The organism is Spiroplasma syrphidicola EA-1, from assembly GCF_000400955.1.
GTDB classification, from domain to species: domain Bacteria; phylum Bacillota_I; class Bacilli_A; order Mycoplasmatales; family Mycoplasmataceae; genus Spiroplasma; species Spiroplasma syrphidicola.
In genome coordinates this window covers 278,411-296,466 of sequence record NC_021284.1, presented here as the reverse complement: position 1 = coordinate 296,466, position 18,056 = coordinate 278,411, and the positions used below count along the sequence as shown (strand labels likewise).

Genomic DNA, 18,056 nt, shown 5'->3' with positions numbered 1-18,056 from the left:
GGTCCCCTTTTATCCCTCAAATAATAAATTTTCTCACTTTAATTATTCTATAAAATGCTTTGTTTTGCAAGAAAAAACCTTTAATATGTTAAAAAAACAGTTCCAAAGTTGGGATACTAAACTAAGTTTATCTTATTAAATAAAAAAAACATTTAAAATACCTATTAAAATATTTCAAATGTTTAATTATAATTTAATTATATTAAAACTGTTGTTTAAAGAGCAAACTTAGCTATTATTTTTAACTTTTAACTTAGCATAATAAAATTTTTCAGATTTGCTTTTGGCAATTTTAAATCCTTTTGTTAATAAATTATCTAAATTATTAATGACAAAATTAACTGGTCAAATAATGATTGCTCCAAAAACCATGGCAATAGCAAAAACAATGAGACTTTCAACTATTGTTTTAAATATTGTTGAATCAATAAGATTTAGATGGGGTAAGATTTTTTGTTCTGTTAAAGCCATAAATATACCTTGGAATAAGTAGATTGGCAGTGATAACTGTCCTAAAAAATTGATAAATCTGTTATACTTAATGTTTATATGTTGAAAACAAATAAATACCGCCACCGCCGCTAATATTGTTAGCGGTTGGGATGTATCTTTTGCCCCTTCTTTAATTGCCATAAAAACAGTTTTTTGAATCGTGGCAAATAAAACATTATTTATAATTTGTAAAATAATTAAGTATGCAATAGCAATTCATAATACTAATTTACGTGTGCTAAAAGTATTTGCATATAAATGCCATCATCCTCCTAACATATAGACTGAAATAAAAAGTAATAACTGTCCAGGAGCAAAGATTTTATCATATTCAATATGGCAAAAGTAGTAATAAAAAATATATATAATTAAAGCAGTTATTAAAGTATATCATTTATTAAGTTTTTGAAGAGCAAGATTCAGAATTGGGATAAAAACATATAGCATTGGTAATGTTCATAAATATCACCAGGGACCTTCTCCGTATTTTCATAAACTATTAAAATCATAGTTAAGATTAAAAATTTTTATAACACTATATCCTAACAATAAATTTAATAAATAGTAAATTAAAATCATTAATAAAATTTTAATAATTCGAGATTTTTTTGATTTCACCACAAAAAAACCAGTAATAAAAATAAACAACACAACTGGAATTACTAGTATCGTGTTAACATTTGTATATCATCAGTCATTACGACCATATGAAAAAGCAGCATGAAACATAACAACCATAAAAGCCGCTAAAAATCTTAACAATTCAAATTGACTTGTTCTTTTTACTTTCTGTTCTTTAATATCAGACATTTTGGTTCTCCTTCTAAAATAGTTTAAAAATAAGTATCAATTTATTTGACAACAATAAAAAGTTTTAAGTCATAATAATAAAACTTTTTTATTAATAGTATTAAAAATATTATTTGTTATTTGCTAATTGTTATTTACTACAAAATTATTATATTTAATGATAAATTTTAATAAAATATTACACATTTATACTTAATAATTTTTAAATTGTAGCATAGAAAAACTACTGAGTCATTATATCATAAAAAAATATTCATAATTAAATATCTTTTTTATATAAATAAAAAGATATTTAATTTTTTATTTTTGTTAGGACTTACAAAATTATTCATAACAGATCAGCCTATGATTTAAATTCTACTCCTTGTATTTTTTTTAAAATAAAACCTTTTGGTACCTATTTATCCATCAAATAATAAACTTTGTCACTCTAATTTTTCTATAAAACACTTAGTTTTATAGAAAAACCTTTAATACGTTAAAAAAACAGTAAGAACAACTTTTATTGTTTTTACTGTTTTTTTCAAATGATAAAATTACTAATAAAACTATTCAGCAAAAAAACTGTCTAATTTTGTTCCTAAATTTTTACGTTCTTTTCAGCCACCCACATATTTTTGATAAATTTCCATAATATTATCTTTTTTATGATTGAAATCAGTTTCATAAACAATTGTCCCCGCTTCAATAATAATTAATTTATTGATGATTTTTTCTAGTTCATCAATAATATGGGTTGTTATGAAAAAGCCAATTCCTTTTTGATTTAACGATTTAATGATATTTAAAATTTCAATCCGTGCTTCAACATCTAAATTAGCTGTTGGTTCATCCATAAAAATAAATTTTGGTTTAAAAATCATTACCCCAGCAATTGCTGCCCGTTTTTGCATTCCAGCCGATAATTCCCGGATTAGTTTATTTTTTGAATCAGTTAAATCAAACATATCAAGTAAAAGCATAATGCGTTCTTTTAACTCCTTAGAATTAATTTTTGCTAGAATCCCGACTAATTCTAAATACTCTTTTACTTTAATATCTTGTGGTAAATTAGTTGAATCAGGCAAAAAACCAATCTTATTATCTTTATTGTAAATTTTAAAAGGTTCACCATTAACAGTTACTTCCCCAGCACTAGTTTTTAATTCATTAAAAATGGCTTTAATTGTTGTTGTTTTTCCAGCTCCGTTAGCACCGACAAAGCCAACAATATCAGTTAGGTTAAAGGAAAAATTTATTTTATCAATTCCACTAGTTTTATTAAATTGTTTTGTTAAATTTTTAACTGTAAATTGTTCCATGTTGTTTTCTCCTTAAAAAATAATATTTTTGCGAAATTGATAGTATCCTCAATATCCAATTAAACCACTGGCTAGTAACCAACCCAAACAAATAATTGTTGGGTAAACTATTTTATGATTAGCTGAGACAACAACAGCATTTTCATAATCATTCATATCATAGGCGAAACTACGAAAATCATTTGCTTCAATTGGAGTCTTAAATGTTACGCTATGATAATTATTAATAAAATTAGCCATATTTGATCCCAACACTGAATAATCCATCCAGTTTTTTTCATTAAACTGATAACTAAAGTTATTAATTGCTCATAAACCAGCTAGCGGATTTAAATAACTTTGTAAGCGGATACGTTTAACAACTTGGTCGGTTTTAACAATATTTGGCTTATTGATAAACATTTTTGAATTAATAACTAAGCGAATTAATGTTGAATATATTTCATTTTCTCCTGGGGAAGTTAACAGTGTTTGATATCTATCCATACTATACTTAGGTTCAAAAGAAAAACTTGATTCTTTATTAACCAACATTGGTGGAAATGAATTCACTGACTGGCTCATTCTTTCTATTGATATTCTGGCATAATCATATTTAATAGCAAAATTATAAGCAAATTTAATGACAGCTTTGATATCTTTTATTTCACTACTTGAATACCCTTTTTGGGATAATTTATCAAGATTTTTATTCATTATTTTATAAGTATATCAAATATTATATTTTGGCATTTTGTAAGTTGTTAAATTATCAAATCCAATTTTATCAATACGATAATAAGTGATTCACTCATCTTTATCTCATTTATCATCAACTAAATCGGCTTTATAAACTTCTTCCCTTAAAATATAATTTAAATCAAACATTCAATCATAAACGGTTTGTGGTGCATTTTCTTTTAATGTTGCATTATCAAAAAATAATGGTAAATTTATTGAAACATCACCATTTCAATAATTATCGAATAGAGCTCTTTCATTTGGATTTGAGCTTTCAGAATCATATTTAAGATCATATTTATTTAAAATATCACCAGGATTATTGCTCAACTCTTTAAAAATTTTATTATGGTTTTTTAATTTTAGAGCTTTTTGGGCATATTCATTCCGAATATTTAATTCATTAATATCAGCCATTACTTCGCTCATTGTAGGATCTAAAAAAACATATGGATTTGTGACAATTTCCATACATGAAAAAATTAAAGCAATAAAAGTGGATAAAATAATTGCTAAAACGGGTTTACGAAATGAAAAAATTAATAATGTTAAAGCTATTAAAAAAACTTGAACAATAAATGTTAGTAAGTAATTTTGGGTTAATTTAATTACTAATAAATTAACATCCTTATTAATTCCAACAATAAAGAAAATATTAATTAAAAATAGACCTAATAGATAAACTCATAACCAAATTAAAGAAATTAAAATTTTACGTAAATAGATTTGTCAATATGATTGACCCATTCTTAATTCCAGATTCCATGATCCATTTTTATAATATACAATTATTTCTTTGTAAAAATAATAGACAATAAATGATGCGGAAAATAAAATTAAAATAATTGGAGCAGTAATTGATAAAACTTGAATAAACTCCATACTCATTTTATATTTTACACCATAAACTAAGACAAATCCCTGTACTGCAATAAACATAACAGCAAAGAAAACCCCTAATATAATATTATTTTTATCACTAAAAGTTTTTTTAATAAAATAATTATAAACTTTCACTTGAATAATTCTCCCTTTTTAAACTAGTATATCTATTTTTCTGATAATAAACCATCCATCAGCATATGCTTTTGGAATCCCTGCTCGATAAGTTGAAAAAAATAATGTATTTTCAAAATATATTTTTTTAGCAGCATTAGAATAATATATTTTATTTTCTAATCTTCCTTGGATGCTGGTTGCGCCTTGTTTATGATCTAATTTAGGCTCCCAGTCTAATTGTTTTTTATTTCCACTAGAATTATTATTTTTTAAATTCTGTAAAGATATATCTAAATATTTTGCACCTTTACTATTTTGAATAACTCCATCATTTGGATTAAACTCATTACCATATTCTTTTTTGTCACTTCCATTTCCAGACCCTTGGATATATCCATCAACATACATTCGTATTTTAGTAAAATTTTTAATTAAATCATCAAAATTATTAATTCCTTTAATTCTCCCAAAATCAATTGATGTATTAAGAGTTGAACTATTAAAATTAAAACGAGAACTCCAATTTGATCATCCACTAACTCCTATTTTATTTGAATTAATAACATAACTTTCATTTTTATAAACATCTTCTGATGAAAAAGTTACTTCTAAAATTGAAGAGTTTTTAAAAATTTGACTATCTTCCTTTGGAGTAAACTTATAAATAACTTCAAAGTATAATCCTTTTGTTTGTACACCTTTTATATCATATTCATTGCGATATTTTGTTAAAAAGTCTCCTATTGATTCATAAATTGTGCCATTAGAATGCTGGTTCATATATGAATCAATGATTCTAATATTTTGATTAATAATTTCAGTTGAATTGTAGTTATTTAACTTCATACTTTTATTTTGTAAAATTTCATTAATATTAGGTTTAAAATCTTGGAACGATATTTTATCGTGTTTAATTCCCTTAATATTTTGTAATTCTAAAGTAACTCCGGGTTGTAAAATACTTGAAATTTCTGATTGTATTGTTGTGATTTTAAAATTATATTGAACTAAAAAATCATTAGATTTAATTTCTTCATTTGTAATCGTAAACTCTTTATTTAATCAGGCGTCTCAAAGAATTTCAGCATTTAGTAGTTTTTTAGTTTGATCTAAATTAACAAATTTTATAAAAGCTTTTAAAAAGGAAATATTAACATTGTCTTTACTGTCACGTAAATCAAGTTTAAAATTTTCTTTAAAATATTGAGAATTAATAAAATCTTGGTATTCTTCTTCTATATTTATTTGGCTATTATCATTTCATAGCTTAATTTCAATATTAGTTGAACCAACATAATAGGGATTATCCTCTAATGCACTAATAACAAGAAGATACTTATTATATTCGCCTATCTTTGGCTTACTAAAATCATCACCATATATTGTAAAAAACATTTTGTATTTATTAACATTAATAAATAAGTTCCCTAAGTCTGCTTGATTTATTTCCAATAAATATTCCCCTATTGTTTTATAAATATTATCCTCTCATCCTTCTGAAAAGTTTATGTTATGTAATGATACTTTGCTATTATCAAATTTATTTAAATTTGTTTTTTCAATATAATTGTTTTTATTAAAAATTTCTTTTGCTACTAGGTTAGAAACCGGGATTGCAGTGGTTGATATTAATGATACAGTTGATAAAATTGTAATTATCTTGTTCATAATTTTCTCCTTATTAAATTTTTAATTTGTATTTTCTAGGCTATGATTTTATTATATCTTGTTTTGTTTATATTATGGAATAAATTTACTTTATTTTAACTACCATTAAAATTTTTTTATTATTAATAAAAAATATGAGATACTTCTCATATTTTTTACTTCATTATTTTTCTTCTGATTTTGCTTTTTTTGGTTCTTTTGCTTTTTTAACTTTATTTTTCTTGTTATTTTTTGCTAACCTAATTTTAGCAATAATTCAGTTTAATGTTCAAAACCCTTCATTTAGTTTTTTTGGTAAAACTAGATTTAAGAAGATGCCAATGAAAGCAGCTAATGCTGTTCCAGAGAATGATAATGTCCCACTTCCAATTGTAAAGTTAAAGATGGCTCCCCCTAATCCTAACACTAAAATAATTGAAGTAATAAAGACATTACGAATATTGCTATAATCAACTTTATTATTAATTAAAACTCGAATCCCATTTGTCGCAATTAATCCAAACATAATGATACTGATTCCTCCCATAACAGGTCCGGGCATCATTTGAACTAATTGATTAACAGGGGCAATAAACGATAAGATAATAGCAAAGATGGCGGCTAATCCAGTTACTCATACCGAAGCAATTTTAGTCATTCCGACAACCGAAGTATTTTCACCGTATGTTGTATTTGGTGGTCCCCCAACCATTCCATCAAAGATAATTGAAACCCCATCAGCGATTAATGTGCGGTGCATTCCAGGATTTTTCACAAAATTTTTCCCCGTTAAGGCCCCCATACTAATATGATCCCCAATATGTTCAGCAATGACAATAATTGCTAAAGGACTAATTGCTAACACAGCTGGTCCAATATTTTTTGGGTTTAAGTTTCAAAATGCTTTAAATGATGGGTATCATTGTCAAACACTTGGATCATTGATTTTACTTGTATCTAGAATATGATTTTCTGTTCCTAAAGCAAAGTGTAAAATCACACTTAGTAAATATCCTGATACTACTCCAATAATAACTGGAATTACTTTTGTAAATCCTTTACATTTCATTGCCACTAAAGCTGTTACTGTAAAAGTAAAAGCAGCAATTCCAACTCCAATTCAACGCGAGTAACTTTGGTTTCATTGGGCTGGATTTAACCCTGAATTATTAATTGCACTAGGGGCAACTGACATCCCAATAATGATAATTAAGGGTCCAACAATAATTGCTGGTAAGATTTTTTCTAAGAAAGCATTACCAACATAGTAAACAATTACTCCAACAGAAATATAAATGATCCCAACAATCATAACAGCAATAAAAACAGCATTACCATATAAGGGATAACATGATCCAATTGCCCCCATATAGGCAAATGAACTTCCTAAATACATTGGTACTTTCGCACTTGTACAGACAATATAGATTAATGTTCCGACCCCAGAACAAAATAAGGCCATTGAAATATTCATCACTTCAACCCCAGCAATTTGGTTAATTGTTAATGGGACTAAAACAGTTGATCCAAACATTGCAAAAACATGCTGTAATGATAAAATTGCTCATTGTCACATGTTTTTTGGTCGTTGGTTTGGTTCTAACAATAATTTAATGTCATTAACTTCATAACCTTGCTCGGTAATTTGATTTTGACTTTTCTCCATTTTTTCCTCCTGAACCATAAAAAAACTAGTTAAATAAATAACTAGTTTTTTTATTATTAATAATATTTTTTGCAAATAATAGAATGTTAAAAACATTGATAGTAAAATGACTATTTTGTAAAAATCTGCATTTTTTTATAATAGAATTTTTTTGCATTGCTACCTCAACATTCTTAATAAAAATAATAACATAACTTAATTTTAATGTAAAGAAAAAATATAATAAATAATTTTAAATTACTGTCTCTAAATTTTCCTGACAAATTGGAGAAGACTAATACCTTAAACAAGGAAGTTATATGTATGGTGATGCTGTTGTTTCCTGACAAATTGGAGAAGACTAATACGGGCGTAATGTTCTAGATGGTGCTACATTGGCTGTTGTTTCCTGACAAATTGGAGAAGACTAATACTGCTTGTGAAACTGATATTGATTTTAAAAAGCTGTTGTTTCCTGACAAATTGGAGAAGACTAATACAGAATTTATAAACGACATTAAAAGACAATTGCTGTTGTTTCCTGACAAATTGGAGAAGACTAATACATTTTTATGGAGATAGATATACAATAACTGGCTGTTGTTTCCTGACAAATTGGAGAAGACTAATACTAGTAGTTGTGATAAAAATTGTCAAATTATGCTGTTGTTTCCTGACAAATTGGAGAAGACTAATACCAAGAACAAGAAGACGCTAAAATGTGCGAAGCTGTTGTTTCCTGACAAATTGGAGAAGACTAATACATATGACTATTGGTATTAGTTTAAAAATTAGCTGTTGTTTCCTGACAAATTGGAGAAGACTAATACCTCAAAAATAAAGAACTTATTTTACTGAAATACTAAAGATTTCATAAAATAATTTTAAAATTTCTTTAATAGCTTTTTTGTCAGAAACAGTATAAAAAAAATCTTTATAAACATATTTTAACATTTTATTTTGATCTAGTATAATTTTATTTTGATTATTTTTATAAATTAAATTTAATTTAAATTCATTAAATAAATTTAACGAATCATAGTTTTTTATATTTTCTTCACATATTTTAACTCTATTTATTGAAAAATAATTTTTAAACAAATTATACAATGAAATAAATAAATTATTAACTCTTAATAAAAAATAATGATAGTAATTCTTAGTTTCATGATTTTTAAATTTTTCTAAATGCCTCAATAAATTGTCATCTTTAATTTTAAATTTGTTATTTCCATAATCATAAATATAGTATAAAAACATAATAATTGCCTTTAAATATTCAAACTCTTTGGTATTAATTTTTTTAATAAGTTCATCATTAACTTCATTTTTATAGATTAGATTTTTTTTATTATTATATTTAAATAAAAGTTTATTAATATAATCTGATTTATTTTTTAATAATTCTTCAAAATTTTTATTAATTTTTGATTTTAATACGTTGTCTTTTCTAATAAAAGTACCAAAAAAACTGTAATGGGAAATTTCATTTCTAACTAATATATACACTTCAGCAAAATTTTTTAATTTTAAATTTGATTCACTTTTAGCCTTTTTTCTAATATCATCAATTAGTTCATCACCTAATATCCCCTGAACAAATTGATTGAATATTTCATCTAAATTATTAAAAAAATTAATTGTTTCTTGCATTTCGCTAATATATAAAGCATCGCTTTTTAAAATACTGTTATTGAAATTATTATCTTTTAATAATTCGATTATGTTATTATTTGTTACAACAGTTATTGCATCTGTAACTAGTATATTTTCATTGCCCTTATTTAAGGCTATATTATATCCATACGCATTAATGTTTTGATTTCTTTTTCAAAACTGTTGAATTTTTGTTGTTATTTCTGTAAAATTTTCTCAACGATAAACTTTATTTATTTTTTTTCATCAATTTCTAATTGACTAAAATCTAAAAAAAATTTTAATCTTGATAAACCAATAACTTTAAGTCATAAAACTAAATATAAAATATCAGCTCTAGTATTTTCTAGTTTTATTAATAAATTATTTTTAAGATTATTTTTATTTTTAAAAAACAGATTAATATATTTTTTATTTCCCCTGGGTGTTTCTTTTTCATCAAAATTTGCTCTAACTTCTAATGTACTTAAAATATTTTTATAAACAAATCTCCCATTTTCTCCTTTTGGTTGTTTCCCAAAATAGTTGTTTAATCAAACAATTAATACATCACTAAAATGGAACATATTATTTCATTTTAAGTCATTTAACTCAAAATTAAAAATTTCTTCAAAAAAATATTTTTGACTTTTTACATTGTTATTGATTGTTTTAATTTGAGCGTATAAAACATTAGTTATAGTTTCTATTTTCTTAATTTTTTTATTTGGCAAGTTATTTTTCCCAATAATATCTTTATTAAATAAATATAAATTTTTTAATTTTTTTACACTTATTTTATTATGATCATCATCATTTAATCCAAAATTTTTTTTAACAGTTAAAAAAACCAATTTATTAATTTCTTCAATATCTTCATCTCCGATTTTAGTAAATAAGAAAAACTCATTAATTAATTTAATAATTCGTTTAATTTTTCCCTGATTTTTTAAAATTATGAAAAGAAAAATAATTATTTCTTCCATACCTATTTCTTTATATTTTTGAACTTCTTTGTCATTTATAATAATTTTTTTATATCCATCAGCAATAATATTTCGTATTAAGTCCAGTCATGAACTTATATTCTTTTGTTGTTCTTCTGAAAAAAAGTAATTAAATTCTAAAAAATTATTGTTACGTAAAAATTTTAAGTCTTTATCCGAAGAAAATCATTTTTTAAATGAAAAATTATAATGCTGTGCACCCTTTTTACTAACAATCTCATTTAGTTTTATTTTTACATTAAGAGAAGAATGTAAAAAATTTTTTAATATTTCTAGTTCATTGAGCAAGCTAGTATTAGTATTAACAGTATTTTTTTGTTCTTTATTAAGGATATTTACCCCAAATGAAAAAATTAATTTTGGTTCTAATTTATTAATCATTATATAATACAACCTTTCTGCAAGTTTCCTTGAATAATTAAATTATAAATAAATAATTATTAATAACAACATGAAAAATAAAAAAAGTAAAGTTCATCACTTTACTTTGTTGTACTAATCTTCTCCAATTTGTCAGTAACTAGCAAGAAAGCTATACTTTCTTATAAATATATTAACATTTTATTTTAAAAACACAAGACATTTGATAAACAATATTTAAAACTATTTCATAAAATAATTGACTACAAAATTATATTAATTTTTCAAAAACTAAATTGAATTTTTTCTTGATTACATCATGGATGCATAGCAACTAAATTATCTTTTCTATTAGTACCTCCATTCGCTTTTGGTTTAGAATTATCTTTATTTCATGCAAAATGATGAAGTAAATTAGAATTTAAATTAATTCTAACATCCTTATGCATAATGCCTTTGCAAATAGAACAGATTTTATGTAAATCTTTTGAATGGCTTTCCTTGTCAGGGCAATTGCAATTATCAGTATTTAATCAGGCACTTTGCCATTCGTTTTCTCTTCTATTTTTACTTTTACTTGACATATTATGACATAACTCCTTTTATTTTTAAGTCAATATTAATATTATTGATAAAGCAATCATTGTAATAATTAATAACATTTGTAAAATAATACTTATATTAAAAGCTCTAAATTTTATTTTTGCAATTCATGCAAGGTTTATAATCTGACTTAATAAATTAATATTACCTATTACTTCAATTTTTAAACTACTAAGAAAATTTTCGATTTCTAATAAATTAAAATATTTAATATCAGATCAAAATTGATAATGATAATAATCATTCTTAAAAGCATTTGATACTTCGACAATATTTTTTCTTTGCTTTTTTGATTTAATAACTATTCTTGGAATAAAAGAAAATATTAAAGAAAAAAAAGATAAAACTAATAATATCAGGGAAAAAATAAACAATAATTTGTTATATCAAAAATTAAATAATTTCAAATTTAACATTTCAACAAATAAAGTAAATAATGGAACAGATAAAAGACCTAATAACACTAAAGCATAATAACTTTTTGTTTCAGCATAATTACTAATTTTCCTATTATTTTCAAAAATAATATCCAAATCAATTATTTTTTCATTCTTATTTATCATTATATTTCTCCTTTAAAATTATTAATCTTCTTTTCAAAATGTACTAGAATAGTAAACTGTTCCCTTAGAGTTTTTTAGTTTAATAAATCTTTTGTTTTCCTCACTTAAAAATTTTCTAAATTCTTTTGAAGCACTAATATAACATTTTTCTCCTTTTATGTTTTTGGGGGTTATACCCGATAATTTTGTTGCCTTAGATATTGCACCTCCAATATATAGCACATTATTATAACTATTAGGCATATTTTTTATATATTCACGATATGTGTTATTATCATAAGTAATACCAATACCCACATCAAAATGATAATTATACATTTTTTTAACTCATTTTCTATAATCTCTTAAATAAGTATTAATATCTATTGCCGCATCAAATGTTTCATTAAAAATGTCTTTATTATTGTTAACATGCGCTACTGCAATTACTCCATCACCTGCGTAAATAAAATTATTAAAAATGGTTCTAGACTGTAGAAGAATATAGCATTCCTCAATAAATGGTTTTACTATTTCAACTGTTTCTTCTTTAGTTAATAAAAATGGCATTTGCGTTGATCTTCTAATATCTATAGATAGTGCAATTAATTCAATAGAATCATTTGTGAATGATTTATTTTTAAATCTTTGTCTTGCTTTTTCTCGATAATATTTGGAACCCATAATTTCATCACTCTTTCTAAAATAACTTCTAAATTAGTTAAATCTATTTTTTCTTAAAAACATATATTTTATCAACTCTGGTAGCCTTTCCTGATCTATCACCCATTGAATTTGTTGCTTTAAGTTTTTGGTTAATTGTATCTTCATAAATTCTAATTAATTCTAAATCTGATAAGTGTTGATAGTCTTTTCATATATTTTCAAAAGAATATTCAAGTTTATTTGTTTTTTTTACATCACCAATAACCAATACAATTGTTGATTCTTTATCACATATCTGTGAAATATTACTCAAATACTGTAACATAAAATTTTTATACTCATTAATATTATGATTATCATCTAATTTAATTTTTTTGTTATCGTCTTTATTATTAAAACCAAGCATTCACATTTTTAACCAGTTTTGCTGAGTATAGTTTATTATATTTAAATATGGTGGTGATGTAAAAACTAATTTAGGAGTAATATTAAAATATTCTGAAATGTTTAATGCATTACCTAATTTAACATGAGCTTCATTATCAAAAAAATCAGATTTTTTAAAGATATATCTAGCTCTATTACATATTTTTTCAAAAACATTATCTTCTGGCTTTGTTAAATTATGTTTTAATGCATAATTTTTTACATAATTTACTGCCATAGAAGTATGATTACTCATGCTTAAAGATAGATAAATACTTTCTCCATTTTTTCTCATTGGCCCATGCATAATGCCTAATGTAATTGCCAAAATAAAATTATCTTCATCTGTTAAATTAGCAAAATTTTCACCATATGTTTTTTTGATAAATAACATTTGTTTTAAATTTTTTTCACTATAATAAACTTTTAAATCTTGATTAATATCATCTAAATTATCTGATTTATTATTATATTTTAAATATTCTAGCTCTCATTCTTTTATTCTTTTAATTATTTTATCTTCAGTAAAACTTTTTGCTTTTGCCCTACTAAGAACATATGCAAACGGATTTAAATCTACAGCATATGACTGTTTATTCATTATTCTTGCCTGTAATAAAGTTGTTCCTCTTCCAGAAAATGTATCTAAAACTATGTCCTTATCATTTGGAGCATACTGGTCAATAAAATATTCAGCTAATGCTGGTGAAAACATTGCTACATAAGAACATATTCTATGAGTTCAATCTCCTCAAAGACGACCTCTTTTTTTTCAAGTATTTTTCTCTTCCAATAAGATAAATTTATTTTTATTTAAGAGTTTTACTTTCACTAATTGCATATTAGTTCTCCTTTATTTTTAAAATAATAAATTTTAAATGTCACTTTCAATAATAAACATTTTAAATCAAGTAAGCATTCTAATAATTATTTGAAAATTCTTTTTTAGTTCATCAATTAATAATGGAGTAATATTTTCATTAACTAAATCATATATATAATGATTTTTATGAATAAGCCTATTTAAAATATCAGTATTTTCAGCTCATTTTATATAAGTCACATATTGTGTAATTTCTAAATCAATTTGTTTTTTATATTTTAAATAAAAAGATTTTACAAAACTATTATTAGAATTTTCTAAATTTATAATGAATTTTTCAAAAGCTATTTTGAATTTTAAATCAGTTGTATCTATATATTGTATAAATTTTTTACCCTCACAATATTTACAAAACTGCTCAGATACATGCTCATTAAAATTATTATTTTTAATTTGTTCAAAAATATGATTAAAAGTTTTAATTTTGTATTTTCCTGCTTTTTTCGAAAACTCTTCCAACGCCATATTTTGAATATCTAAGTCTAGTATAACTCATAAATTACATAACAATTCACTCGTTGAGCGTAATAAGGAGGCAATACTAAAATAAGGATAGTGAATAGGTTGCAAATATGATTTGCTTAAAATAAGGGGCTTAAATTCTTTACATCAGACATATAATAAAGAATAAATATATTTATTTGTAATATTACTTAATTTTGAATCTAAAAATAATATTAACTTTATAATATCATCAACTTCAGGCATTAAATTAATAAACTGATCATAAATTATTTTTTCTTCTTTTGTAGCAAACTTAATATTATCTACGCTTATATTTTTTAAACCTAAAAAAGTAATTTGATCAAAATTAATTTTCCCATCATTAGATGTATTCAATGTTTTATTTGATAATCTTGTGTCCTCTGATAATATACTTAATAATTCAGTGGCATATTCTTCCTTAAAAACTCTAGTATTTAATTTTTTATTTTTAATTGCTTCTACCAAATATATAGCTAAATTCTTTCAAATTTCTTTTGAAAGTGAGTGTTCCACTGTCCATTTTTTAGGATTAATTAATAATGAGATTTTTTCTTTTAATGTTTCTGCTTCTCCAATATCATTAATAATTTTAATAGTATTTGGTGCTAGCTCTAATGACGATATTGAAAACAATTTTTTATCTGTTTCTGTTTTTTCATTAGAATAATTTGAATCTTCTTGTCTACTTTCCAATTCCTCATCAGTATTTTCAAAAGTAATTTCTTTTGATTTTGAATTAGAATTATAAATTTTTATTACAGTTGTTGATCAAAGTGCACTTAACAAATCTATTTGTGAGATTTTTTTCCCTGTATAAGATTCAAGTTCAATAATCATATTGTCATATTGCTCTTGAGAAATTTCCAAATTATCATCTATAAAATTATCTTTTCTAAAGTCTCTAACCTTTGTATCGATAATATTTAATACAGTACCTCTTGGCCAATTTAATTTTCCCTTTCTATTTCCAAAATGACGAGAATTTAAAGTTTTTCAAGTATGCTTTTCTCCTTTTTCTAATACATTAAAAATTTTACACTCAATATTTATTATACTTTCCTTTATAGAATAAAATAATTTTTCAAAATTTTTATATGCTACTTCTCCAATTTCTCTTTTTAAAACTTCTCTAGCTCTATTAAAATCATTTATTAAGTGAATAGCAAATAATCTCCTATTCCCTTCTAAAACATAATAAGTATCCTGATATTTAATCCCATCTATTTTTATTAACTCTGGCGAAAGTGTAACTAATATTTCATCCGCGTCTGTATCAAAACCACCTTTTATTATATTTTCAACTAATTCATACAATTTTTTTATTTTTTGACTGTTATCACAAAGCATTTTATATGAGTTTATTAAATTAATATTATATATGTCTTTTTGTGATTGTATTTCATAATCTTGTTTTCCAATATCTAATATTTTTACATTTTTAAAATTAGTATATCTTGGATTATCTCCTCATAATCTTAAATTAGAAACTTCAAAATTTTGGTGTTTTTGTAGTTTTTTACTTGTATCATTTTTAACCATCTTACTTTAAAATCTTTCTATAAAAATAAATATTTTTTAATAATAAGGATTATATTTTATAAAAATTATTTATACTTAAATTAATACTATTAATATAAGATAATTATAATACAAAAAATAGAATTTATTTATAAATTCTATTTTTAACTCTTATTTTATTCCCACTCAATTGTTGCTGGTGGTTTTGAAGTAATATCATAAGTTACCCGGTTAATATTTGACACTTCACTGACAATTCTACGTGAAACATGAGCTAAGAAATCATAAGGTAATTCACTTCAATGCGCAGTCATAAAGTCGGTTGTATTAACACTACGTAATACAACGGTATAACCATAGGTTCTGACATCACCCATTACCCCAACTGATTGAACCGGTAATAAAACAACAAAAGCTTGTGATACTTCATGGTACAAATGATTCTTATGTAATTCTTCCATAAAGATATGATCAGCTTGTTGTAAAATATCAACTTTCTCTGGACTAACTTCCCCAATAATTCGAACTGCTAAGCCTGGTCCTGGGAACGGATGCTTATAAACAAAGTCATGACCAATTCCTAGTAATTCCCCGGTTTTACGCACCTCATCTTTAAATAATTCTCGTAATGGTTCAATTAATTGGAACGGCATTTCTTTTGGTAAGCCCCCAACATTATGGTGGGATTTAATTGTTGCTGATGGTCCTTTAACCGAAACTGATTCAATAATATCGGGATAAATTGTCCCTTGTCCTAATCATTTCACATCTTTGATTTTTTGGGCTTCCTCATTAAAAATTTCAATAAATAACTGACCAATTATTTTACGTTTTTGTTCTGGATCAGTTACCCCTTTTAAACTATTAAAGTAACGTTCTTTCGCATCAATGCGCATCACATTTAAACCAAATTGTTGTTGTAACTGTTGAATATCATTTCAACCACTATCTAAGCGTAATAATCCCGTATCAATAAAAATACATTGTAATTGAGTACCAATTGCTTGATTTAATAAGACCGCACAAACACTTGAATCAACTCCCCCAGATAAAGCTAAAATAACTTTATCTTCTTTAACTATTGTGCGAATATTTTCAACAGTTGTTTCAATAAATGATGAAAGTTGTCAATCAGGCGAACACTTAGCAATTTTAAAAACAAAATTAGCTAATAATTGTTTCCCAATTACGGTGTGAGTTACTTCTGGGTGAAATTGTAAACCATAAATTGGCAATGAGTTATGCTTAATAGCACTAATTGAATTAACACTATGTCCTAATTGTTTAAACTCTGGGGGTAAAATTTCAATATGATCAGCATGACTCATTCATACTTGTTCATTATCTTTAATTTGATAAAATAACTCATCATTTGTTTCATCTAGCATTAAACTAGCAAACCCAAATTCTTGTTTTGCCGCACGACTTACTTTTCCCTCAAATAAATGACAAGTTAACTGCATTCCATAACAAATTCCTAAAACAGGAACCCCTAAGTGATAAATTTCTTTTCCAATTAGAAAAGCATCTTCGGCATAAACAGAAGCTGGTCCGCCCGATAAAATAACTCCTTTAATCCCGGGCGCTTTTAATTTCTCTAACTCAACATTATAAGGTCATACCTCACAGTAAACTTCTAAATCCCTAATTCGGCGAGCAATTAACTGGGTATACTGTGAGCCAAAATCTAAAATAACAATAAAATTTTTTTCTTTCATAATTTCCCCTATCCTCTATAAATATAAATATCTTCTAACTGACGATAACGATCATCAACATCAAATCCATAACCAACGACAAACTCATCTTTAATATCAAATAAGGCTTCATATTCATATTTAAAGTCTGGGTGACAATCAATTTTATCTGCTAAACAAACCACTCGTAAACTTTTTGGTTTTAATTTTTTAATTTCCGCAATGACAACTGATAAAGTTTTCCCTGTATCGATTAAATCTTCAATTAATAAAACATCTTTATCCTCAATATTTTTTGTCACGGCTTTACTAAAAATAATTTCTCCAGTTGAATTAACCCCTTGATAACTTGAAACCGTAATTGTATCAATGACAATATAGTTATCAATCTGACGTAGTAAATCACTAAAAAAGAATAATGAACCATTCATAATCCCAATACAATGTAAAGTTGTTCCTTGATAAAGTTTAGTAATTTTTTCCCCATAAGCTTTAATCCGACTTTGAATTTCCTGAGCAGAAATATACAATTCTAATTTTTCTTTATCCACTATTTTTCTCCTTTACCCCATAAAAATAAAAACATAAACAATTTAACTTCCTAAACTGATTATGTAAA

At 24.7% G+C, this 18,056-nt stretch carries 14 protein-coding genes and 1 CRISPR repeat array; all 14 genes read right to left on the bottom strand.

From position 1 onward, the window contains the following. Nucleotides 1–228: 228 nt before the first annotated feature. Nucleotides 229–1,302 (bottom strand): acyltransferase family protein, encoded by a 1,074-nt coding sequence (locus tag SSYRP_RS01405; protein ID WP_016340526.1) that lies wholly within the window; start codon nt 1,300–1,302, stop codon nt 229–231. A 548-nt stretch (nt 1,303–1,850) separates the two neighbouring features. Beyond that, entirely contained in the window at nt 1,851–2,603 is a 753-nt protein-coding gene (locus SSYRP_RS01400; protein WP_016340525.1) for an ABC transporter ATP-binding protein, read from the bottom strand. 12 nt (nt 2,604–2,615) lie between these two features. Further along, nucleotides 2,616–4,340 (bottom strand): ABC transporter permease, encoded by a 1,725-nt coding sequence (locus SSYRP_RS01395; RefSeq protein WP_016340524.1) that lies wholly within the window; start codon nt 4,338–4,340, stop codon nt 2,616–2,618. A gap of 18 nt (nt 4,341–4,358) precedes the next feature. Beyond that, nucleotides 4,359–5,990 (bottom strand): hypothetical protein, encoded by a 1,632-nt coding sequence (locus SSYRP_RS01390; RefSeq protein ID WP_016340523.1) that lies wholly within the window; start codon nt 5,988–5,990, stop codon nt 4,359–4,361. Nucleotides 5,991–6,153: 163 nt separating this feature from the next. Beyond that, the gene (locus tag SSYRP_RS01385; RefSeq protein ID WP_016340522.1) at nt 6,154–7,635 is read right to left on the bottom strand and encodes a uracil-xanthine permease family protein; all 1,482 of its coding nucleotides are present in this window, start codon (nt 7,633–7,635) and stop codon (nt 6,154–6,156) included. Between the two features lie 245 nt (nt 7,636–7,880). Beyond that, nucleotides 7,881–8,444: a CRISPR direct-repeat array (repeat unit 36 nt; unit sequence GCTGTTGTTTCCTGACAAATTGGAGAAGACTAATAC). A gap of 16 nt (nt 8,445–8,460) precedes the next feature. Continuing rightward, entirely contained in the window at nt 8,461–9,267 is an 807-nt protein-coding gene (locus tag SSYRP_RS01380; protein WP_016340520.1) for a hypothetical protein, read from the bottom strand. 236 nt (nt 9,268–9,503) lie between these two features. Beyond that, on the bottom strand, nt 9,504–10,637 hold the full coding sequence (locus tag SSYRP_RS01375) for a hypothetical protein (RefSeq protein WP_016340519.1): 1,134 nt from the start codon (nt 10,635–10,637) through the stop codon (nt 9,504–9,506). A 242-nt stretch (nt 10,638–10,879) separates the two neighbouring features. Next, nucleotides 10,880–11,200 (bottom strand): hypothetical protein, encoded by a 321-nt coding sequence (locus tag SSYRP_RS01370; RefSeq protein WP_016340518.1) that lies wholly within the window; start codon nt 11,198–11,200, stop codon nt 10,880–10,882. A 24-nt stretch (nt 11,201–11,224) separates the two neighbouring features. Beyond that, nucleotides 11,225–11,782 carry a hypothetical protein gene (locus SSYRP_RS01365; RefSeq protein WP_016340517.1) on the bottom strand — a complete coding sequence of 186 codons (558 nt, stop codon included), beginning with the start codon at nt 11,780–11,782 and terminating at the stop codon, nt 11,225–11,227. 21 nt (nt 11,783–11,803) lie between these two features. Continuing rightward, nucleotides 11,804–12,445 carry a hypothetical protein gene (locus SSYRP_RS01360; RefSeq protein WP_016340516.1) on the bottom strand — a complete coding sequence of 214 codons (642 nt, stop codon included), beginning with the start codon at nt 12,443–12,445 and terminating at the stop codon, nt 11,804–11,806. A gap of 43 nt (nt 12,446–12,488) precedes the next feature. Next, nucleotides 12,489–13,694 carry a DNA methyltransferase gene (locus SSYRP_RS01355; RefSeq protein WP_016340515.1) on the bottom strand — a complete coding sequence of 402 codons (1,206 nt, stop codon included), beginning with the start codon at nt 13,692–13,694 and terminating at the stop codon, nt 12,489–12,491. Nucleotides 13,695–13,727: 33 nt separating this feature from the next. Then, nucleotides 13,728–15,761: a hypothetical protein gene (locus tag SSYRP_RS01350; RefSeq protein WP_016340514.1), complete on the bottom strand. Its 2,034-nt coding sequence runs from the start codon at nt 15,759–15,761 to the stop codon at nt 13,728–13,730. A gap of 155 nt (nt 15,762–15,916) precedes the next feature. Then, nucleotides 15,917–17,458: a glutamine-hydrolyzing GMP synthase gene (gene guaA, locus SSYRP_RS01345; RefSeq protein ID WP_016340513.1), complete on the bottom strand. Its 1,542-nt coding sequence runs from the start codon at nt 17,456–17,458 to the stop codon at nt 15,917–15,919. 8 nt (nt 17,459–17,466) lie between these two features. Beyond that, entirely contained in the window at nt 17,467–17,988 is a 522-nt protein-coding gene (locus SSYRP_RS01340) for a phosphoribosyltransferase (RefSeq protein ID WP_016340512.1), read from the bottom strand. Between the last annotated feature and the right edge of the window lie 68 nt (nt 17,989–18,056).